Source organism: Candidatus Paceibacterota bacterium (assembly GCA_041666545.1).
GTDB lineage: Bacteria > Patescibacteriota > Minisyncoccia > Phycocordibacterales > JBAYGS01 > JBAYGS01.
Genome location: JBAYGS010000005.1, coordinates 26,714 through 45,328 on the forward strand (window position 1 = coordinate 26,714; position 18,615 = coordinate 45,328).

Annotated in this window: 28 protein-coding genes; 3 read left to right on the forward strand and 25 right to left on the reverse strand. The window is 45.2% G+C overall.

Annotated features, from left to right (window positions below):
- Positions 1-38 precede the first annotated feature (38 nt).
- The 3 genes from WCT25_04200 to WCT25_04210 all read right to left on the reverse strand — a co-directional run bounded on the left by WCT25_04200 (position 39) and on the right by WCT25_04210 (position 3,113).
- The gene (locus WCT25_04200) at positions 39-1,406 is read right to left on the reverse strand and encodes an MBL fold metallo-hydrolase (protein MFA6536597.1); all 1,368 of its coding nucleotides are present in this window, start codon (positions 1,404-1,406) and stop codon (positions 39-41) included.
- Entirely contained in the window at positions 1,399-1,821 is a 423-nt protein-coding gene (locus WCT25_04205; protein ID MFA6536598.1) for a hypothetical protein, read from the reverse strand. The genes WCT25_04200 and WCT25_04205 overlap by 8 nt, the downstream gene beginning before the upstream one ends.
- Positions 1,822-2,504: 683 nt before the next feature.
- Complete coding sequence (locus WCT25_04210) at positions 2,505-3,113, reverse strand: nucleoside-diphosphate kinase (GenBank protein MFA6536599.1); 609 nt, start codon at positions 3,111-3,113, stop codon at positions 2,505-2,507.
- A 137-nt stretch (positions 3,114-3,250) separates the two neighbouring features.
- Between WCT25_04210 and WCT25_04215 the strand changes: the two genes are divergently transcribed.
- On the forward strand, positions 3,251-3,808 hold the full coding sequence (locus WCT25_04215) for an HD domain-containing protein (GenBank protein MFA6536600.1): 558 nt from the start codon (positions 3,251-3,253) through the stop codon (positions 3,806-3,808).
- Positions 3,809-3,889: 81 nt separating this feature from the next.
- On the opposite strand, the gene WCT25_04220 is transcribed toward WCT25_04215, so the two are convergent.
- From WCT25_04220 to WCT25_04245, 6 genes are all read right to left on the reverse strand, one after another.
- A complete protein-coding gene (locus WCT25_04220; GenBank protein ID MFA6536601.1) occupies positions 3,890-6,628 on the reverse strand; it encodes a TraM recognition domain-containing protein in 2,739 nt (912 codons plus the stop codon).
- Between the two features lie 211 nt (positions 6,629-6,839).
- On the reverse strand, positions 6,840-7,085 hold the full coding sequence (locus WCT25_04225; GenBank protein MFA6536602.1) for a hypothetical protein: 246 nt from the start codon (positions 7,083-7,085) through the stop codon (positions 6,840-6,842).
- A gap of 4 nt (positions 7,086-7,089) precedes the next feature.
- Entirely contained in the window at positions 7,090-7,287 is a 198-nt protein-coding gene (locus tag WCT25_04230; protein MFA6536603.1) for a type II toxin-antitoxin system HicA family toxin, read from the reverse strand.
- Between the two features lie 3 nt (positions 7,288-7,290).
- The gene (locus tag WCT25_04235; protein ID MFA6536604.1) at positions 7,291-7,515 is read right to left on the reverse strand and encodes a type II toxin-antitoxin system HicB family antitoxin; all 225 of its coding nucleotides are present in this window, start codon (positions 7,513-7,515) and stop codon (positions 7,291-7,293) included.
- Positions 7,516-7,577: 62 nt separating this feature from the next.
- Positions 7,578-8,348 carry a type I methionyl aminopeptidase gene (gene map, locus WCT25_04240; GenBank protein MFA6536605.1) on the reverse strand — a complete coding sequence of 257 codons (771 nt, stop codon included), beginning with the start codon at positions 8,346-8,348 and terminating at the stop codon, positions 7,578-7,580.
- A 9-nt stretch (positions 8,349-8,357) separates the two neighbouring features.
- Positions 8,358-8,948, reverse strand: a complete 591-nt coding sequence (locus WCT25_04245; GenBank protein ID MFA6536606.1) for a nucleoside monophosphate kinase — start codon at positions 8,946-8,948, stop codon at positions 8,358-8,360.
- Between the two features lie 197 nt (positions 8,949-9,145).
- Here WCT25_04245 and WCT25_04250 point away from each other — a divergent pair, with 197 nt between their 5' ends.
- Positions 9,146-9,631 carry a hypothetical protein gene (locus WCT25_04250; GenBank protein ID MFA6536607.1) on the forward strand — a complete coding sequence of 162 codons (486 nt, stop codon included), beginning with the start codon at positions 9,146-9,148 and terminating at the stop codon, positions 9,629-9,631.
- Between the two features lie 97 nt (positions 9,632-9,728).
- Complete coding sequence (locus WCT25_04255) at positions 9,729-9,953, forward strand: hypothetical protein (protein ID MFA6536608.1); 225 nt, start codon at positions 9,729-9,731, stop codon at positions 9,951-9,953.
- 138 nt (positions 9,954-10,091) lie between these two features.
- On the opposite strand, the gene secY is transcribed toward WCT25_04255, so the two are convergent.
- The 16 genes from secY to rpsS form a co-directional block, all read right to left on the reverse strand.
- Positions 10,092-11,363 carry a preprotein translocase subunit SecY gene (gene secY / locus WCT25_04260; protein MFA6536609.1) on the reverse strand — a complete coding sequence of 424 codons (1,272 nt, stop codon included), beginning with the start codon at positions 11,361-11,363 and terminating at the stop codon, positions 10,092-10,094.
- Positions 11,364-11,461: 98 nt separating this feature from the next.
- Complete coding sequence (locus WCT25_04265) at positions 11,462-11,902, reverse strand: uL15 family ribosomal protein (protein ID MFA6536610.1); 441 nt, start codon at positions 11,900-11,902, stop codon at positions 11,462-11,464.
- Positions 11,903-11,907: 5 nt separating this feature from the next.
- Positions 11,908-12,555, reverse strand: coding sequence for a 30S ribosomal protein S5 (locus WCT25_04270; protein ID MFA6536611.1), 648 nt, complete (start codon positions 12,553-12,555; stop codon positions 11,908-11,910).
- 64 nt (positions 12,556-12,619) lie between these two features.
- Entirely contained in the window at positions 12,620-12,967 is a 348-nt protein-coding gene (rplR, locus tag WCT25_04275; GenBank protein MFA6536612.1) for a 50S ribosomal protein L18, read from the reverse strand.
- 57 nt (positions 12,968-13,024) lie between these two features.
- The gene (gene rplF, locus WCT25_04280; GenBank protein ID MFA6536613.1) at positions 13,025-13,558 is read right to left on the reverse strand and encodes a 50S ribosomal protein L6; all 534 of its coding nucleotides are present in this window, start codon (positions 13,556-13,558) and stop codon (positions 13,025-13,027) included.
- A 49-nt stretch (positions 13,559-13,607) separates the two neighbouring features.
- Positions 13,608-13,997, reverse strand: coding sequence for a 30S ribosomal protein S8 (gene rpsH, locus WCT25_04285; protein ID MFA6536614.1), 390 nt, complete (start codon positions 13,995-13,997; stop codon positions 13,608-13,610).
- A 118-nt stretch (positions 13,998-14,115) separates the two neighbouring features.
- On the reverse strand, positions 14,116-14,301 hold the full coding sequence (locus WCT25_04290; GenBank protein ID MFA6536615.1) for a type Z 30S ribosomal protein S14: 186 nt from the start codon (positions 14,299-14,301) through the stop codon (positions 14,116-14,118).
- 358 nt (positions 14,302-14,659) lie between these two features.
- On the reverse strand, positions 14,660-15,190 hold the full coding sequence (rplE, locus tag WCT25_04295) for a 50S ribosomal protein L5 (GenBank protein MFA6536616.1): 531 nt from the start codon (positions 15,188-15,190) through the stop codon (positions 14,660-14,662).
- 59 nt (positions 15,191-15,249) lie between these two features.
- Positions 15,250-15,549, reverse strand: coding sequence for a 50S ribosomal protein L24 (gene rplX / locus WCT25_04300; protein ID MFA6536617.1), 300 nt, complete (start codon positions 15,547-15,549; stop codon positions 15,250-15,252).
- 53 nt (positions 15,550-15,602) lie between these two features.
- The gene (gene rplN, locus WCT25_04305; GenBank protein MFA6536618.1) at positions 15,603-15,974 is read right to left on the reverse strand and encodes a 50S ribosomal protein L14; all 372 of its coding nucleotides are present in this window, start codon (positions 15,972-15,974) and stop codon (positions 15,603-15,605) included.
- 62 nt (positions 15,975-16,036) lie between these two features.
- A complete protein-coding gene (gene rpsQ, locus WCT25_04310) occupies positions 16,037-16,300 on the reverse strand; it encodes a 30S ribosomal protein S17 (protein ID MFA6536619.1) in 264 nt (87 codons plus the stop codon).
- A 41-nt stretch (positions 16,301-16,341) separates the two neighbouring features.
- Positions 16,342-16,533: a 50S ribosomal protein L29 gene (gene rpmC, locus WCT25_04315; GenBank protein MFA6536620.1), complete on the reverse strand. Its 192-nt coding sequence runs from the start codon at positions 16,531-16,533 to the stop codon at positions 16,342-16,344.
- Between the two features lie 11 nt (positions 16,534-16,544).
- Entirely contained in the window at positions 16,545-16,967 is a 423-nt protein-coding gene (rplP, locus tag WCT25_04320; GenBank protein ID MFA6536621.1) for a 50S ribosomal protein L16, read from the reverse strand.
- A gap of 21 nt (positions 16,968-16,988) precedes the next feature.
- Complete coding sequence (rpsC, locus tag WCT25_04325) at positions 16,989-17,654, reverse strand: 30S ribosomal protein S3 (GenBank protein ID MFA6536622.1); 666 nt, start codon at positions 17,652-17,654, stop codon at positions 16,989-16,991.
- A gap of 39 nt (positions 17,655-17,693) precedes the next feature.
- Positions 17,694-18,083, reverse strand: a complete 390-nt coding sequence (rplV, locus tag WCT25_04330; GenBank protein ID MFA6536623.1) for a 50S ribosomal protein L22 — start codon at positions 18,081-18,083, stop codon at positions 17,694-17,696.
- Between the two features lie 37 nt (positions 18,084-18,120).
- Complete coding sequence (gene rpsS, locus WCT25_04335) at positions 18,121-18,462, reverse strand: 30S ribosomal protein S19 (protein ID MFA6536624.1); 342 nt, start codon at positions 18,460-18,462, stop codon at positions 18,121-18,123.
- Between the last annotated feature and the right edge of the window lie 153 nt (positions 18,463-18,615).

Below are 18,615 nucleotides of genomic sequence, written 5' to 3' on the forward strand. Positions count from 1 at the left end.
CCAACGGCGGAAGCTTCGCTTCCGCCGTTTTTTAATTCCTAAAAATCTATTTCGGATCTTTGGTCGACTTCGGGATAAATTGCTTCCACATTTAGATAATCGTGAATCCTTTGAGCCAAGAACATACCTGCCTTCGGCTCACCCATTACCACAAAAACTTTCTTAAGTGACTCGGCCGTCTCGGCCACGAAATCCAAAAGATGTTCCGAATCTTTGTGTGAAGAAAAGCCATGAATCTCACGGATTTCCGCTCGCACCGCCACTTTCTCCCCCTCGATTTCCACCTCCTTTTCACCATTCTGCAATTTTCGCCCAAGAGTTCCGACCGATTGGTAACCCGGGAGTAGAATCATACTATTCGAATCCGGCAAATAGTCTCTTTCATGCATCAAAACCCGCCCACCCATCGACATGCCGGAGCCGGCAATCACCACCTTTGGCCCATCATGCCTTTTAATCGCCAAAGATTCTTGAGTTGTGTGGGCCAATTTCAGAAGCGGAAATTTGAAAATTTCATCACCCAGAGAAATGGCCTTTTTTACATCATCATTAAAATTTTCCTGCGAATGGCGATAAACCTCGGTCACCCGAATAGCGAGCGGCGAATCTAAATAAACTGGCACCGGTTTTAGCTGACCACTTTCAACCATTTTGTTAATCTCATAAATCAAGACCTGGGTTCTTTCCATCGAGAAGGCCGGAATCACCAAGGTTCCTCCCCTTTTGACGGTCACCTCAATCGCCTGCTTTAATTTGTTAACCCGTTCTTCCTGTGACTCATGATTACGATCGCCATAGACACTCTCCATTACCAAATAGTCAACACCCTTGAGCGGTTCGGTATCTTTAAGGAGTGGTGTCGGGGTATTACCCAAATCCCCGGTAAAAACAATTTTCTTGCCATTCTTGGTAAATTCGTACATCGCTGAACCGAGAATATGGCCCGAGTCTTTCGGGGTGACGCCCAGGCCGTCGCCAAGCTCTTTCGTTTCGTGATAATCAAAAGTCTGCCAAAGATTAAGGGCCTGGAGCATCTCCGCTTTGCCATAGAGTGGCAAAACGCCTTTCGCCCTCGCTTCTCGGTCCAAAAGATTAACCGTGTCCTCAAGCATCAGAGCCGTCAACTCTTTAGTTGGCGGCGTGCTAAGAATTTTCCCCCTAAAACCCTCTTTAATTAAAAAAGGAATCCGACCAATATGATCCAAGTGGGCATGGGTGACAAACAAAATTTCAATCTCTTTGGGGTCATAATCAAACGGCTGACTATTCCGCGTATCTGAGTCAGGCGTACCTTGAAACATCCCGCAATCAATCAAAAATTTTCGTCCGCCAGTCTCCAAAAGAAAATTCGCCCCGGTCACTGTCCCCGTCCCGCCGTAGAAAGTAATCGCACTTTTATTAGACATTGTTTTGCTGATTAATTAACAAATGATTGGTAAATCTAGAAACCAAATAGTAGCCGATAAACCCGCCCACAATATCCGAAACTAGGTCAAAAGTGGTATCCAAAATATAGCCTTCACCGCCGTAGGTTGCCCCCAATGCGTATTCATAAATTTCCCAGCCGACGGCAATCAGAAGCACACTACCGAGGACAATCGGCAACAAACGACTCAAGGTTGGCCTCCACTTGGTATAACCGGAGTAATAAATAAACCAGATGGTGGCGCCAGATAGCCAAAAACCTCCCAAAAAATGGACGATGTTGTCATACCACCACAGTCGCCAGTAAAGAAACAAGTTAAGCGCCGAAAGATGTAAGGTTAAAACCAGCCAGATCAGGCTTAATAAAAAAAGCGCCAGTTTTTCGCGTTCTTTCATACTAGTCATTATACCAAATACAAACTGCGAGCCGAAGCTCGCAGTCTAAAGTGGGTTACCAAAGATTATTCCCTAGTAAAGCTAGGTGGGTGTCCTGTGGCAAAGACCAAGGTAATTGCCAACTCCAGACTCCCTGAAAATTTATTTAGAGAGTTAATCTTCAGTAACCCAACTTATTATAACTCCGTGGGTGTCACGATAGAACAGTGGATAACAATTTAAAGCACGCGGCCAAGCAGAAGTATATAGTATTAGGTATATGGTATATGGTATGGAGAAGGGAGACCTTAAAACAAATTCAGAGATTTGTTCGGGTAAAGAAAAAACCGCATGAGCGGATGTTTAGAAAGTTTCTAATTTAGACAGCAACCACATCGCTGTGGTTGCTGTGTAAGTGGAGGATAGCACTGCACAAGGTTAAGTTTAAGTGGGCTTCGCAAAGACAAACATTTGAAGATCCGGAGACGCTCAGCTGTTTGCTTTAGTTTGAATCCCTAAAAATTTTTTAATATATCTTGGCAGTTAACCATCCTCTTCCCATTATAGCATAAAAAACGATTTGTCAACACTAAAAGTTGATAAACCGGTGTATAAGCTGTGCACAAAAAGTGGATAAAGCCGGTTACGGCTTTATCCACTTTTTATTCGTGTCATTCGTCTCCATTCGTGTATTTGTGTCGTGTTCACTCCAAGATTCCCTCCAAATTAGCATCGTAAAGAATCTGCTCTTGAACCAATTTGTAGTCAATAAGCTCATCTTTTTTAAACCAGTGCATGATTTCATTTTCCGCTTCCTTAACCGAGCCGGCCGAGTGGACCAAATTGCGGACCGCCCGAACATCATCATCGGACATTTTGTAAGAATCTAAAACAAAATCCCCCCGAATCGTTCCAACATCGGAGGTCAAAGGTTCGGTCCCGCCGGTAATCTTGCGCACAATTGCAACCGCATGAGCCCCTTGCCAGACCATCGCAATCACCGGGCCGGAAGAAAGATATTTTTTGAGCTTGGCTAAAATCATCTCCGTCACTTTGAAAGGATTGCCCTCGAAAGGGTGCTTCATCCCCTTGTCCTGGTAGGCTTTAATATTTTTCTCGCCGGTAAGTCTTCGCCACTCCGGATCAAGAGTATAATGTTTCTCGACAAACTCCGGACTAACCGTCATCATTTTTAGGGCTACCATCTTAAGCCCGGACCTTTCATAACGTTTAATAATCTCGCCGATTAGAGTCCGCTGAATACCATCCGGCTTGATAACCACTAGAGTTCTTTCGTTTTTGGGATGAGGCATAAGTTAGTGAGTAGTTAGTAGTAAGTAGTCAGTAGAAACGACATGAAGACATTCTAGCTCAAAATCTACCTCAGGACGAGGGATTGACATCTGATACCTAGTATGTTAGGGTGACCAAAGAGAAAGGATAGAATACTATGAATGTTCCTGCAAAAATCAACTTGGCAATGCAGTTGGTAATGACAGCTTTTGCCGAGAAAATCCGGACCGGCCGGATGTCGATTCCCGCTTCAACCCATTCGCTCCGAGTCGGGCTTTCCCTAATCACCTACGCTTGCCCCATTGAGGTAGTACTTGCCGGCTTCTGCCATGACCTACTCGAGGACACTGCGGTCACTGCCGTCGAGATTCACCGACTGTTTGGCGAGCGAGTTTTGGCTCTCACCCAGGCCTGCACCCTCGACCCCGTCCTTGGAGACACAGAGAGTGGCGAAGACGAGCTTCTCGTTCGGGTTGTAATGTGCGCGAGAAACGGCGACCTTGACCCTCTGAAAATCAAGACTGCCGACCGCCTCGACAATCTGCGAACCAATTACACCCTAAAACCGGCCTCACAGCTCAAGTCTTATGAGAGGAGCCAGAGGTGGTTAAAGGCCGCTCAGCAGTACCTCAGCAACGATGATTTAATCGGAGACTTGAAATCGGTCATGGATTGGGAAACACGACGGCTTACTGTCGCCGGCGTCTTCGAATAGGAATCGTTTCAGCACAAACCGGCGCGCCGCGCGCCGGTTTTTTTAATTCTTTTCCCTATACCATATACCCTATACCTAATACTATATACTTCCCTTCTGGTATTTCTTCATAATCTCCGCTTCCACCTCGGCCCGGTCTTTGCCGTGAGTGAGATAAGAAAGCTCCTTCAATTTTTCCACTTTAGCCAAATCGCCTCTAGCCGGTGGCAAAGTCTCGATGCTAAAAGGTTTGACGGCCTTCCCGTTTACCAAGAGTTTCAAATAGGCATTGCGGTTGTCCAAATTCATAATGTCGCGAGCCGTAAAAACTGGAGCAAACTGTTTTTCCAGATACTCGGCATCATCGGCCCCAACCCGAAAGGCAGCAATTGAACCGACGTTACCGAAGACGGCATCTTGAATCTTTTCATCAAGTTGAGCGATAAACTGATGAGCAATATTTAGGCCAAGTTTGTATTTGCGCGCCTCGGAGAGAATAGTGGCAATCGAATCGGTGGTAATATTCTGAAATTCGTCGATGTAGAGATAGAAAGGCGGTAAATCTTGACCAAACGAATCTGAACGAGACAAGGCGGCCATTAAGATCTTGCCAACCAAAATGAGGCCGATCAAGTTGGCATTGATGTCGCCGAGCCTACCCTTTGAAAGATTGACCAGCATAATCTTTTTCTTATCCATGATTTCCCGGAAATTAAAGGAGGATTTCTCCTGAGCAATCACCGGGCGCATGATTTCGTTAGACAAAAAGACATCAAATTTGCTCGTGATGTAAGGCACGATGTTGGCAAGCGAGGCCTCCCCGCCGGCCTTATCGGCAATCTCGCGCCAGAATTGGACGACAATCGGATTTTTGCAACGGGAAAGTTTCAGCTCACGAAAAGCTTTGTTGGAAAGCACACGCGAAACATCAAGCAAAGTATTCCCCGTCTCCGGATCTTCAATGACGAGCATCGTGGCATTTCTAAAATACTGCTCGAACATCGGACCACCGGCCGTTTTCATATCAAACAGCTTATTGAAAATCGACATCATCTCGTTGACTACAAAAGTTTTTTGCTCCGGAAAGCGGGTATCATATTCAAGCATGTTCAAAGCAATCGGCCTCGCGGTATAGGCCGGATCGAAATAGATGACATCTTCGTATCTGTTTGGCGGGACCGTTGCCAGAATATCCTGAATATCAGAGCCGTGCGGGTCAATCACGCAAACACCCTCTCCGTTTAGAATATCCTGCACCGCCATATTCTTGAGCAAAGTCGATTTACCGGTACCGGTTTGGCCGATAGTGTAGAAATGGCGCAGACGGTCCTCCTTGGCCATGAAAACTTTGGTCTCAGCTCCGCGGTGGCGATTAACCCCGATAATCGTGCCGGTTTGAGAAAGCTCGAGTGGTGCCGGAGCTGTGCCAGCCTTAGTCTGTTTGAGTTGAGGCGAGGCCTTACCACTCGTCGTCGGCAAATGGATGAGAGTAGTAAGCTCTTTTAAGTTGAGAGGCATAATCTGATCTTCGGTAAAAACTCGGAAGGCGAAATTCCTAAGCAACAATTTCTGAATCGAGCCTTTTTTCTCGATAAACTGGATTTTATTGCCGTGAGTATCTTCCAACTGATTGAAGGCTGACTCCAGGTGAGACAAAATTTCTCGGGCCCGCAAAACCGTATCCGCCGAAACAACAATGCGGATAACCACTTCCGCGATTGTACTGCTAGTTTTGGCCGTGATGTTGTCGACGGCTTGTTTATCAATTATCGGTGGCGTGCCATCATCTTTTTTCTTCGGCTTCTCCACACCTTTGAAAAATTCAACGAAATGTGTCCCAAGGCCTTTTGAGCCGACTACCGCCTCACTGACTTTCACCCCTTCTTGAATCTTGGCAATGGCCCGTTTATAGCGCTTAATGTAAAAATCATCAGACGACCTGATTAAAAACTGGACGGCCGCACCCTCACCACTTTTTCTAATCTTGGAGAAGGCATTTAAAAGAATGTTGAGAGGATCGTAATCAAAATTCTCATAGGTCTTGAGAGAAAAGGCCGATTCTTTGACCAAATCCGCGTAGGCACCAATCGCCACCCCTTTTTCATTAAAAATATTGTAGTCATCATGCTTCTCGCTGATTTTGGCATCAGGAAAAACTGAAAGCACTTGTTTTTCAAACAAATCGGCTTTGCTAATCGGCACCGCCGCGTAAATCACTGACTCTTCGCTCTCATTGGAATTCGCAATTTCAAAAGAAAAGTAATTTTTGTCGGAATCGCCGTCGTTCGTGATTGCCAAAAGTCCGGAGTAAAGTTGCTCCATGCTGGAAATCTGCTCTTTTAGATTTTTCTTGCCATCCTCGGTGCTGGCCTCAGGTAAAAGAATCTCAAAAAGGGTCAGGTGAAGTGGTCGCCAAAGTGCGCTTTTGGGTTCGAAACCGGCAATCGGATAACCTGCACGGAGGTACTCGGAAATAAAACGATGAAAGTCGTCTTCGAGGTGGAGATTATCGAGCTTGTCCAAAATCGTGAGCGCATTCTTCAATCCTTTCTCTTGCAAAATACCCAACAATTCTTCGATTTTCCGATCGTGAGCTTCGGGGGAAAGTTTGAGCACAATCGCCTCGGCCGCTTCAGTGGAAATTACCCTTTCCGGTGCAATTACCGCCGTAGCCGGCATTTCTTGGTAAGCACGGATAACTTCTTTTTCTGTCTCCAGCCGCTCAACGGAAGAGGCCTTGGCCAAACTCTCTTTTTTGGCCAACTCACTGCGCAAAAAGGCAATCTCTTCATGAGGTGAAGAAAAAGGTTTTTCCGGAGATGACAAAAGGCTCTCGGCCATAACAAAATTATACCGCGTCTTGGCGCGGATTCAAAAGTTGTTAAGAACCTTTACGAATAAGGCACACGAATAAAGTACGCGAATAGCGAAACCACGAATACGCACACACGAATAAAAAGACAGTTGAGAACCCTTACGAATAGGTCGTGCGGATATTCGCGTCATTCGTCTCAATTCGTGTATTTGTGTCGTGTGCCGAAGTATTAAATACCTAAGGAGTAATGACTTGTTCGTAGTCAGCAATCAATGACTTAACTTGATCTTTCAGTTCTTGATCGGCCTCATCAGTCAGTCTCTCCGCTCTGGCTTTCGCCTCCGTGAGCATAATCCGAGCTTTAGAAAAATCATCCAGTGAACGGCCTTCAGCAATCGCTTCAGAAATAGCAGCAAAAATCTCCCCAAATTCAGCTTTGGTCTCCAAACCTTCAGGTTTTACTAAATCGTCAAATCTTTCCATGGGATTATTTTTTAAATCTGCCAATTTCCAGCCCTAAATCTTTGCAGATTTTAGAAACTAGAAAATCATTTATTTCTCGATGTCTCGGAACGGTCGAAATCTTATTATTATCCAAGTTTCTAAAGACTGAATGCTTTTTGCCTTCGCGGACCAAATGGCAATGGCCTTGACGCAAGTACAAAATTAAATCGCGCCGCTTCATTACCTAGCGAGCAAGACTGACAGAGAACAGCTCTCGTGAAAAACCTCTCGACTTTGATGAAATAATTTTTCTATTTTCAGCCAAAACTAAAAGTGCCGCTTCTTTCAGATTTTCCAAAGCTTCTTTTTTGGTTCGGCCCTGAGTATTGATGCCCGGGATTTCTTCCACCCATGCAACCACCCACTTACCGCTTTTTTTATAAACAGCTGTAAATTCTCTGTTTGTCATGAACAGATGATATCAAAAATAAAGCTTTCAATCAAACCGGAATTAGCCGGTTTTGAAGAAGCCTATGAAGTCAAAATCTCCGGGCCGTTTTCGGTAATTACCACCGTGTGTTCAAAGTGAGCGCTCCGCGAGCCGTCAGCAGTTTTGTAGGTATAGCCGTCACGACCAAGCATCACTTCGGCCGTTCCTTCATTCAACATCGGCTCAATCGCAATCACGAGACCGGGACGCATAATTGGACCCTGGGCCTGCATCTTAAAGTTCGGCACATAAGGATCTTCGTGGACCTGATAACCGACACCGTGACCGGAAAGAGTCTCGACAATGCCAAAATGCTTACCTTTCACAAATTTTTCAATCGCGGTACCAATTTCCCCGACTCGCTTGCCTGATTGCGCCGCCGCGATACCGATACTCAAGGCCTGTTCGGTAGTTTTTAACAACCTCTTAGCCGCCGGATCAACTTCTCCTACCGGCACCGTAATCGCCATATCAGTAAAAAGTCCTTTATGTTTAAGACCGGCATCCAAGCTCACAATATCCCCATCTTCAAGACTTCGGTCTCTTTCATTTGGAATACCATGAACAACTTCGTCATTTACGGAGACACAAAGAGAAGCCGGGTAAGGTCGACTCGCGCCCCACGGCTGGTAGTTTAGGAAAGCCGGTGAATCACCGTTTTGAACCATCAGTTTGTGAGCAAAGGTGTTTAAATCTTTGACTTTGACTCCTGGAGCTACCTGCTTGGCAGTTTCGTGCAGGATAAAAGCCAGGCGCTTCCCACCCTCCCGCAAAATCGCAATTTCAGCCTCGGTTTTAATCTTAATTCTCAAATTTTTGAGTTAAACTTTTAAGTCAAGCCTATTTACTATCTCCGCCTGAACATCTGCGATCGTCTGCTCGCCATTAATATCCAAAAAATTATAGTCTTGGTGACTTTGATAATATTTAACTACCGGCATCACTTCACTTTCAAACCAATCCAAACGAGCTTTGATATCATCGGCATTATCATCGATTCTTTTCCTCGCCAAAAGGCGATCTTCGGCCCACTTTCGAGAAACATTGATATAAATCACATAGGGTTTGACCCTTTTATAGAAACCGAAAATCGAATGAAGTGCGCCAGCCTCATGAAGTCGGCGCGGGGTGCCATCAATCAGCAAGTGTTCGGTGTTTTTAAATTTGGTCGAAAGAATCTTGGCCCACATATAGACCGAGAGAAATTCCGGCTGTAAACCGCCATCGTCATAAATCTGCTTGGAAATTTTTTGAGTCGTGGTATCCCCCTTAATAAATTCCCGAAATTCGGCCCCACTCTCCAAATGAAAAACTTCCGTTTCCGGATTTTGTTTTTTTAAATATTCGCCAAGCAATTCGACTTGAGTACCTTTGCCACAGCCGGAACGGCCGATGAAGATGAAGGAATGCATGAATTAGTTTGTAGTTAGCAGTGGGTAGTGAGTAGTTAATGGAGACATAATAACAAGAAACTGGAGACTTAAATAGGACTTGACTTTTTGCCGATATTATGATACACTCAAAGGCAGTAAAGTCCTTTAGCATTTTAGTGCACAGAAACTCAACAACCTACCCGCCAAGCGGGTTACAGAAATCGGAGGAAATCAATATGACTAACTATGTGGTAATTACGACGATCGTCGGTAAGATCCTAGCACTTATTGGTATCGGCCTCATTTTTAAGGCGGTAATCCGCGAAGAGAACAGCATCAGGATGGCCGGCTTGTTCTTTGCTTCTGGGATCATTTTGCTTCTATGCTCGGCGGCCGGGTCCAAAAACGTTAATCTGGCCAAAAGTGATCTGCCGGCAGATTACAAACTCGAGGTTAACTCGGAGTACCGGGGAGCTGGCAATGTTCTACAATCCCCGACCAACATTGCCGACGGAATCGGCCTGGGGGTAGTGATCATCCACAGCTCGGACAGAAAGACCGATCTTGGCCAGACACCTGTCCTCATGAACGCCGGACTCAAGGTTGGCGAGCCGATTGTAATGAAAGCCGTCGAGGTGGTGGTTAATAACCACCCGATATACTTCATGTTCGTGGCGGAAAAGCTCCCCACCAACAATGTCGCTGCGGCTACGGCCAAGTGACCGATTCACATCCCGCGCGAGCTTCTCCGGAAGCGAGCGCGGTTTTTAATTGACCAAAGGCCCCAAATTGGCTAAATTAGTGTGAGAAAGGGCAAAAATGATTGATTATTTGGGAATTGGCTGCTTCCTTGGTTGCTTGATATTCGTCTACAAACTGACCGAGGCCAAAAACCGAAAATGGGAAAGCTTGTACGCGAGCGTAGCTGGCCTCATGTTCATCCTAACTCTTTTTTTGGTCTTCGAATCAGTGACCGAGCATCAAAAAAGAGATGAGATGAGAGCCAAGGCCAAAACCGCAAACCATCTCACAATAAAAAGATAGAGCAGTACCGCCGAAGTCCCAAAGGGACTTCGGCGGTTTTTCTCTATCTCAAACTACCCACTACTCACTACTCACTACAAATCCCGATGTCAGAAGTCGGGACCCCGACCTTTGTCTGACAAAGCGTCGGGGCTTCTTCTAGTACTCCCTCATCGAAATCTGGGCATCAATTTTCTTAATCAAATCAAGAGCCACGGAGACCACAATCAAAAGCGCCGTACCTCCAATAGCCAAAGCGGAAATTCCGGTAAAGGCTCGAACAGCAAGTGGTAAAACAGCAATTACACCCAAGAAGACAGCACCGACCAGCGTAATTCTGGTGACAATTTTAGCCAAATATTCGGTCGTCGATTGGCCCGGTCTGACACCTGGAATAAAAGCTCCACCCTTCTGGAGATTGGTCGCGATTGATTCCGGCTCAAAAGTGACAGCCGTGTAGAAATAAGTGAAAAGAACAACCAAAATAAAATACAGGAGAGCGTAAAGCCAAACTTGTGAGAGCAGTTGAACCATAAAAGTCGAAATTGAGACGACAATCGGGTTGCCGGTATTAGCCAAGAAGGTGAAAATCATTTGCGGAAACAAAAGAATTGAAAGGGCAAAAATAATCGGAATCACACCGCCTTGGTTGATTCGCAAAGGCAAGTAAGTGGAAAGCCCGCCGTACATCTTCATCCCCCGTACCCGCTTGGCATAGGTAATCGGCACCGGCCGCTCGGCTTCAGTAATAATCACCACACCCACAATCACCAGGAGTCCGATAATTAAGAATGCCAAATAGACTGGGATTTGTGAGACTTCAAAAGTAAAAGATAGTTGGGAAATTGCGACCGGTACTCTGGCCACGATACCGGCAAAAATGATGAGAGAAACACCATTACCGATACCAAATTCAGTAATCAGCTCACCGAGCCAGGTCAAAAGGATTGAGCCACCGACAATTACCATGATGTTAGTCACGAATCCGAAAGTTTCAAGACCTGGCACAACCCCTTGTTTCTCCAAGAGAAGAAGAAAACCAAAAGCCTGGATTAAAGCCAGAGGCACTGTAAGTAGCCTTGAGTATTGGGCAAAACGCTTGCGGCCAGCCTCCCCTTCTTCATGGTAAATCGCCTTCAGCTTCGGTGACATAATCGTCAAAAGCTGCATGATGATTGAAGCGGTAATGTAAGGGCCGACACCAAGCATCACAATCGACAAAGTCGATAGACCACCGCCAGAAAATACATCCAAAAGACCCAAAAATTGATTGCCCGAGAAGAACTGTTCGAGCTTCAAAGCATCAACACCCGGGATTGGGATCACGCTAAATAGTCGGAAAACTGCCAAAGCCACCAAAGTAAAAAGAATCCTTTGGCGCAAAATCTTATCTTGGAGGACTAATTTGGTTTTGGCTAGAAAGTTGTTCATTTTGGCACTCGACACTAATCCACGAATGAGGACGAATTACACGAATTTGGGTTTGAATTTATTTGTGTCATTCGCTTAAATTCGTAATTGGTGTCGTGTTAGACTATTTTGCCTCCCGCCTTTTCAATCTTGGCCTTGGCACTCCCTGAAAAGGCGCAACCGGAAATATTCAAGGCTTTGGTCAATTCGCCATCACCTAGGATTTTGATTTTTGGCGACTTGCCGGATTTCAAAGCAATCAAACCAGAGGCTAAAATTTCTTTCGGAGTAACTGCGACGCCGGCCGAGAAAAACTTATCAAGTGAGCCGACATTGACCGGCACAAAAGCCACTTGGATACCAACATTGCTGTTTCGGCCACGACCGCGCAGTTTCGGAATACGCTTAATCATATCGCGAATTTCCGGGCGAACCTTGGCGCCGGCGCGGGCGGTCTGACCCTTACCACCGTGGCCGGAAGTCTTGCCCCGCTTACCGCCTCGGCCGATTTGCTGCCAATTTTTACGCTTAGTATGTCGTTTTAAATTATGGAGTTGCATAAAATTTATTTACTGACTTTAGCACTTTCGAACTTCTTCAAAATCATTTTGCGTCGGCTCAATTCCGACAAAGCTTTCATGGCGGCGCGAGCATTATTCAGTCGATTTTTGCTACCAGAGAGCAACTTGGCGTTAACATCTTTCAAACCGCAAAGCTCGATAACATTTCGAATAGAAGTACCGGCAACCATTCCCTTACCTCGAGCCGGCATAATCATCACTCGCGAGCTTGCATACTTAGCGGCAACTTCAAAAGGAATCGAGGAGCTCTTTGTCATCGGGACAGTAATTAAATTTTTCTTGGCTTCACGATTAGCCTTTTCAATCGCCAAGGCAGTATCGCCGCCTTTACCCAATCCGACACCAACCTGACCCTTGCGATTACCGATAACCATGGCAACACTGAAAGCAAAGCGTCTACCACCGGCCACGGTTCGGGAAACGCGTCTAATATCAATGATTTTCTGATCAAATTCCGGCTTTACTCTCTCCGGCCTGGTACCACCACGGCGCGGACCACCTCGTCTTTCCGGACGATTACCAAAACCGCCCCTCACCGGTCGAGCATTTCTTGAATCGGCAGCCGGTAGAGCTCCGGGAGTAGTCGGGGCAACTTTCGCCACATCTGCATTTTGTTTGGTATCGTCTTTCATAATGTTTTTATTCGTGTGCCCTATTTGCAAGGGTTCTTAACTTAAAATTTCGATTACAATCTCATTAAAACACTAAACCGCCTTCTCTGGCACTATCGGCCAAGACTTTGATTTTGCCGGTGTAAATAAAGCCTCCTCGGTCAAAGACGACAGTCTTAATCTTCTTGGCCATGGCCAATTTGGCCAACTCTAAACCAACAGCCTTAGCTTTTTCCAAAACGGTTTTACCCGGAGCTTTCATTGAGGAAGCGGCTACCAAAGTCTTACCGGTAGCATCATCAATCAATTGGGCGTAGATATATTTATTGGAACGAAAAACCGAAAAGCGCGGTCTGGCTTCGGTGCCAAAAATCTTGGCCCTAATTTTCTTATGGCGTCGATCTCTTTTTAGTTTTGATGTTGGCTTTTTCATTGAATTTTATCTTTGGCTTTCATACCTTATACCATATACCTAATACTATATACCCCTCTAGGCTGCTTTCTTGCCTTCCTTCCTACGAATGACTTCCTTCTCATATCTCATACCCTTACCCTTATAAGGCTCGGCTTTCTTCAAATCGCGGACTTTGGCGGCAAACTGACCGACCAATTCCTTATCAATACCTGAAACAGTGATCAAGTTCTTCTCGGCAGTCACTTTTAGACCCTCCGGAATGTCCATCTCCACCGGGTGAGAAAAACCAAGACTAAAAACCATTTTCTTGCCTTTGACTTCAGATTTGAAACCGATACCTTCCAAAATCAACTTTTTCTCAAAAGCCTTGTTGACGCCGTTAATCATATTGTTGACATGCGAAGAAGCGGTTCCCCACATCGCACTCACCTCAACGCCGGTGCGCTTTGGAGTAAGGATAACCTGATTATTATCGATAGCAATGCCGATAATCGGTCGGAAGTTTCTTGAGAGCTCGCCCAAAGGACCCTTGACCTTCACAACATTGTTCAAAACCGACACTGTCGTGCCGTTTGGGATTGCAATTGGTTTTTTGCCGATTCTGGACATGATGATAATTAATTTATTCGTGTGCCCTATTCGTAAGGGTTCTCAACTATTACCAGATTTTAAATAAAACTTCGCCACCGACTTTTTCTTTCTTGGCCTCCTTATCGGTCAAAATTCCTTTTGGGGTCGAGAGCACGATCAAGCCTAAACCGCTCTTGAAAGATCGGATTTCTTTGGCGCCCTGGTAAACGCGCTTGGACGGTTTGGAGACACGGGCCACATCGTTGATTCGAGGTGTCTTACCTTCGGCATATTCGACTTCAGCCTCCAAAATCTTGTGGTTATTCTTGCGCTTCTTGGCAATTGATTTGAGAAAACCGTTCTTAACCAAAATATCTGCAATTGACTCCTTAATCGCCGAATGAGGTACCACAACACTTCCCCGACCTGCGAGGCCGGCATTCTTAACTTTGATTAGAAAATCAGCGATTGGATCCATAAAATAATTTAAAATTGAAAGGTCAAAATGGAAAATTGCAATTTAAAATCTAAAATTAGATTCTGAAAATTATTCAATTTTGCATTGTCATTTTTCATTTTGAGATTTACATTTTCCACTACCATGATGACTTCTTGATTCCCGGAATCATGCCTTCGTTGGCATACTCGCGGAAGCAAATACGGCAAAGGTCGAAGTCTCGCATATAGCCGCGCTTGCGACCACAGCGGAAACAACGGTTAGTAGCCCGAGTGGAAAATTTCGGTTTCTTTAACGATCTTGCTACTACTGATGTTTTTGCCATAATAAATTAAAAAAGCTTGCAAAAGCTTGTCCGCGTATACTAGCAAACCAAGAAGAAGAATGCAAGGCAGGTTGAGAACCCTTACGAATAGGGCACACGAATAGGCCAGCCGGCAAAAGTATAGGTATAAGGTATAAGTATAGGTATGGGAAATGGGTCCAAAAGTCAAAAAGCACGGGAGAAGACAAGATAAAAGGCGCGCAACTGCGTTGCGCGCCTTGACTCTCACCCTATATTCCTAGAAAGCTCATCAGCAACCAAGGCCTCGATAAATCGGCACAAGCCAAGCAGACAAAAACGGCCTACTGGCCGTTTTTGTCTGTCCTTATTCCTAAATCATGAATCTTTATTCCTAATTCTATTTCTTGAGAGGAAAACCTAAGTATTCTAGAAAAGCTCTGGTCAATTTTTTGTCGCCGGAAGTGGTGACGATTGTGATAGCGAGACCGAAAACATCTTTCAACTCTTCATCGGAAGTTTCAGGGAAAATTGTGTGTTCTTTGATGCCGATAGTGTAATTGCCCATATCATCAATGGCGGTGGCATTAAGTCCACGAAAGTCTTTGGTTCGAGGCAGGGCCACATTTAAAAGTTTGTCCAAAAAGCCGTACATCCGAGCACCCCGAAGCGTGATCTGATAACCAACCAAATCGCCTTCTCGAGACTTGAAGGTGGCGATTGATTTCTTGGCAGAACGAGGAGCGGCCTTCTGGCCAGTAATTTTACCCAAACGATCAGCAATCAATTCCAATTTTTTCTTATCTTTAAGAGAGCCGACGCCGGTCGAAATCACCACCTTGGAGAGGCGTGGCGCTTGCATCGGATTTTTGAAGCCAAACTGACCTTTCAGCGATTCAAAAGCCTTATTCTGTTTTTCTTTGGTATTCATAATTAGTTAGTTTAGAAGTTGAAAAGTTTGAAAGTTTGGAAGTCTCAAGATTACCCAAGCTAGATGGCTGAACCGGTTTTTTTACTGACACGAATCAGTTTGCCGTCAATCAACTTCTTACCGGCTCGAACTGGCTTGCCACCCTCCACCAACTGAACATTGGAAACATGGATCGGCAAGGTCACATCAATAATCTGACCTTTCTCATTGCTCTTCCTCGGTCTCTGGTGTCGCTTTTTGACATTGACACCCTCAACCAGAATACGGTTTTCGGCAGGTAGCGCCTCAAGCACCTTACCGGTTTTACCCCGGTCTTTGCCAGCAATCACCATTACATTGTCATTTTTCTTGATTCTCATATATGTATTCTTAGATTCGTGTCATTCGTCTTAATTAGTGAATTGGTGTCGTGTTATACGATTTCAGCCGCCAAAGAAGCGATTTTCTGGTAACCCTTTTCAGCCAATTCTCGAGGAATCGGTCCAAAAACACGGCCGGCAATCGGATCCATCTTGCCTTTTTCCAAAATCACCACAGCATTCTCATCGAAACGGACATAGGAACCGTCCAGGCGTCTTAGGGCCTTGGTCTGACGAACCACTACCGCCTGCAAGACATCCTTTTTCTTTACCGCCTTTCTTGGTTCGGCTTTCTGAACTGACAAAACCACCTGGTCACCGATTGAAGCGTAGCGCTTTTTGGAGGCACCGAGCACCTTGAAAATGCGTCCGATTTTAGCCCCGGAGTTGTCGACGATTTTCACAATGGTGCGTGGTTGAATCATATTGGTTAGTTAGTAGTGAGTAGTTGGTAGTTTGTAGTTTGTAGTTGAAGAAAAGAAAATACCTAGACAATTTTAAAAGATTTGCGTTTGGAAATCGGGCGGCACTCTTCGATGGTCACCTTATCGCCGATTTTCTTGGTATTACCCGGATCGTGGGCCAAGTACTTCTTAGAAATCTTCATGTACTTGCCGTATTTCGGGTGCTTTTCATAGCGATTGGTCACAACCGAAACAGTGTCTTTCATCTTGTCTGAAGAGACCACACCTTGAATAACCCGAGGGCGACGGTTAGGAGTTTCTGTTGGTTTGTTGGTTTTTGGCTTCATAATAAATGAAAGTGTATCTTAGCTTAAAGCAGTTAAACTGTCTATTTGCTGTTCTTTCTTTGATTCTGCTCGGTCATAATTTTGGCAATCTCTCGCTTCAGGTTTCTCCCCTCTCGCATGTTGCGATTCTTGCTACCGGCAATACCGAAACGGAAAGCTCGAACAGCTTCGCGCTTCTCTAAAAGCATCGCAACAAGCTCGGCATCAGTTTTGTTTTTAAATTCGTTGGACATTTTATTTCAAATTAGACTCGGCTGACAAACTTAGTTTTGACCGGCAACTTGGAACCCGCTTTGCGGAGAGCTTCGGCCGCCTCAACCTCCGGAATACCGTCGACTTCAAAAATCACTCGGCCTGGGCGCACCTCAACACAAAAACCCTGCGGTTCGCCTTTACCTTTACCCATTTTCACTTCGGCCGGCTTTTGAGTATATGGTCGGTCCGGGAAAACTCGAACCCACATCTTGCCGGATTTGGTGAGTGAGCGAGAAATAACTTTTCGAGCCGATTCCAACTGATTTGACCTGATACGAGCGTGGCCCAAAGTTTTCAAACCAAAAGAACCGAAAGACAATTTGAGTCCTCGAGTTTCCGGCCTTAGCCAGTAGTCGGCATTCTTACGAGCAGTATGCCATTTTCTAAATTTTACTTTCTTTGGGACAAACATGTTAGTAAATTAAAATGAAAATTATTTCTTGTCGGCAAAAATCTCACCTCGGTAAATCCAAACTTTAATGCCGATATCACCGTAGTCCATATGAGCTTTCTCTCTGGCAAAATCGATATCCGCACGCAAAGTCTGAAGTGGGACTTGGCCTTTGCGGAGCTCTTCTGAGCGGGCCATTTCGGCACCACCCAAACGGCCACCCAAGTAAACCTTAACGCCCTTAACATCTCGGTTAGCCATAACTTTCTCAATCGCCTGCTTCATCACGCGACGGAAAGGCATTCTTTTTTCAATGCTTTCGGCAATCATTTGAGAGACAATCGCGGCATTTGATTCCGGTGAGCGGATTTCTTCGATATCAAGCTTGAGCTCTTGATGAGTAATCGGCTTGCCGGTTTTAAGAACCAACTTGGCCAAATCTTCCTTCAACTTGACGGCGCCTTCCCCGCTTCGGCCGATAATCATACCCGGACGAGAAGTTTTGATGATAATTCGCAAAGTTTTGGTGCCTCGCTCGATTTCTACCGAGCTAACAAAAAATCCGCGTAGCCGCTTGGCCAAATATTCGCGGATCTTGATATCTTCCTTCAGAGACTTCTTGTACATATCACCCACGCCAAACCAGCGTGACTTCCAATCACGAATGATACCTAGACGATGTGAATATGGGTGAACGGTGTGGGACATAATAGTTAAATAATCAATAATCAAGAAACAATCACCAAACTAACTGTTTCCTTTGCTCTTAATTTGTTTCTTGGTTTTTGGTGTTTGGTTATTCTCCAGTTCGCTTAGAACTAGGGTAATATGGCTAGTTCGCTTATTGATACCGGAAGCGCTACCTCGAGCTCGCGGCATGATTCGCTTTAAAATCACCCCAGCATCGACAGTGACACCTTTAACCTTAAGATTCTCGGCGGACAGGTTTTGACTATTCTTGGCATTGGCTACCGCTGACATTAGCAATTTTTTAATCGGGGCGCTAGCTCGCTTGGCCAAAAAATCCAATTCAGCAATCGCCAAATTAACCGGCTTGCCTTTGATCAAATCGGCAACAAGTCTAACCTTACGTGGTGATTGTCGGTAATTATTCAGTTTTGCGGTAATTGTTGTCATTGTTTTATTCGCATGCCCTATTCGTAAGGGTTCTTAACTATTTCTTAGCTTCGGTTGAAGCTTTAGCAGCCTGCGCAGAGGCAATCTCGGCTTGCTTCTTGGCAGCCTCGAGTTCCTTCTGCATCTTACCGCCGTGCTTAACGAACTTGCGGGTTAAAGAAAATTCGCCCAATCGATGGCCAACCATGTCTTCAGAAATCAAAACTTCAATAAAATCCTTGCCATTATGAACGGCAAACTTAAAACCAACCATTTCTGGAGAAATCTGGCAGGCCCGAGACCAAGTCTTAATTGGTTCAGACTTTTCAGGACGCTTGCCTGCTATCTTCTTTAGCAGCCTTTCGTCGACATATGGTCCTTTCTTAAGCGATCGTGTCATAGGTTAGTTGGTAGTGAGTAGTTTGTAGTTATCAGAGACAACACCAAAACTACGCCCTTTATGTAAAAAGCTCCAAACGAGCTAGACGGATAGCTTAGCATAAGTCATTTTAAAGAGCAACTCTGGGCTGGTATAGGTATAAAGTATAAGTAT

Coding starts and splice junctions, on each gene's coding strand:
- WCT25_04210 (MFA6536599.1), bottom strand. CDS start 3,113: ATGCCTCATCCCAAAAACGAAAGAACTCTAGTGGTTATCAAGCCGGAT.
- WCT25_04225 (MFA6536602.1), bottom strand. CDS start 7,085: ATGGAAAGATTTGACGATTTAGTAAAACCTGAAGGTTTGGAGACCAAA.
- WCT25_04250 (MFA6536607.1), top strand. CDS start 9,146: ATGACTAACTATGTGGTAATTACGACGATCGTCGGTAAGATCCTAGCA.
- WCT25_04245 (MFA6536606.1), bottom strand. CDS start 8,948: ATGCATTCCTTCATCTTCATCGGCCGTTCCGGCTGTGGCAAAGGTACT.
- WCT25_04220 (MFA6536601.1), bottom strand. CDS start 6,628: ATGGCCGAGAGCCTTTTGTCATCTCCGGAAAAACCTTTTTCTTCACCT.
- WCT25_04290 (MFA6536615.1), bottom strand. CDS start 14,301: ATGGCAAAAACATCAGTAGTAGCAAGATCGTTAAAGAAACCGAAATTT.
- rpsH (MFA6536614.1), bottom strand. CDS start 13,997: ATGGATCCAATCGCTGATTTTCTAATCAAAGTTAAGAATGCCGGCCTC.
- WCT25_04215 (MFA6536600.1), top strand. CDS start 3,251: ATGAATGTTCCTGCAAAAATCAACTTGGCAATGCAGTTGGTAATGACA.
- WCT25_04200 (MFA6536597.1), bottom strand. CDS start 1,406: ATGTCTAATAAAAGTGCGATTACTTTCTACGGCGGGACGGGGACAGTG.
- rplP (MFA6536621.1), bottom strand. CDS start 16,967: ATGTTTGTCCCAAAGAAAGTAAAATTTAGAAAATGGCATACTGCTCGT.
- WCT25_04255 (MFA6536608.1), top strand. CDS start 9,729: ATGATTGATTATTTGGGAATTGGCTGCTTCCTTGGTTGCTTGATATTC.
- rplF (MFA6536613.1), bottom strand. CDS start 13,558: ATGTCCAGAATCGGCAAAAAACCAATTGCAATCCCAAACGGCACGACA.
- WCT25_04270 (MFA6536611.1), bottom strand. CDS start 12,555: ATGAAAGACGATACCAAACAAAATGCAGATGTGGCGAAAGTTGCCCCG.
- rpmC (MFA6536620.1), bottom strand. CDS start 16,533: ATGTCCAACGAATTTAAAAACAAAACTGATGCCGAGCTTGTTGCGATG.
- rplE (MFA6536616.1), bottom strand. CDS start 15,190: ATGAATACCAAAGAAAAACAGAATAAGGCTTTTGAATCGCTGAAAGGT.
- rpsQ (MFA6536619.1), bottom strand. CDS start 16,300: ATGAAGCCAAAAACCAACAAACCAACAGAAACTCCTAACCGTCGCCCT.
- rpsS (MFA6536624.1), bottom strand. CDS start 18,462: ATGACACGATCGCTTAAGAAAGGACCATATGTCGACGAAAGGCTGCTA.
- rplV (MFA6536623.1), bottom strand. CDS start 18,083: ATGACAACAATTACCGCAAAACTGAATAATTACCGACAATCACCACGT.
- rplR (MFA6536612.1), bottom strand. CDS start 12,967: ATGAAAAAGCCAACATCAAAACTAAAAAGAGATCGACGCCATAAGAAA.
- WCT25_04230 (MFA6536603.1), bottom strand. CDS start 7,287: ATGAAGCGGCGCGATTTAATTTTGTACTTGCGTCAAGGCCATTGCCAT.
- WCT25_04265 (MFA6536610.1), bottom strand. CDS start 11,902: ATGCAACTCCATAATTTAAAACGACATACTAAGCGTAAAAATTGGCAG.
- rpsC (MFA6536622.1), bottom strand. CDS start 17,654: ATGTCCCACACCGTTCACCCATATTCACATCGTCTAGGTATCATTCGT.
- rplN (MFA6536618.1), bottom strand. CDS start 15,974: ATGATTCAACCACGCACCATTGTGAAAATCGTCGACAACTCCGGGGCT.
- WCT25_04205 (MFA6536598.1), bottom strand. CDS start 1,821: ATGAAAGAACGCGAAAAACTGGCGCTTTTTTTATTAAGCCTGATCTGG.
- rplX (MFA6536617.1), bottom strand. CDS start 15,549: ATGAGAATCAAGAAAAATGACAATGTAATGGTGATTGCTGGCAAAGAC.
- WCT25_04235 (MFA6536604.1), bottom strand. CDS start 7,515: ATGACAAACAGAGAATTTACAGCTGTTTATAAAAAAAGCGGTAAGTGG.
- secY (MFA6536609.1), bottom strand. CDS start 11,363: ATGAACAACTTTCTAGCCAAAACCAAATTAGTCCTCCAAGATAAGATT.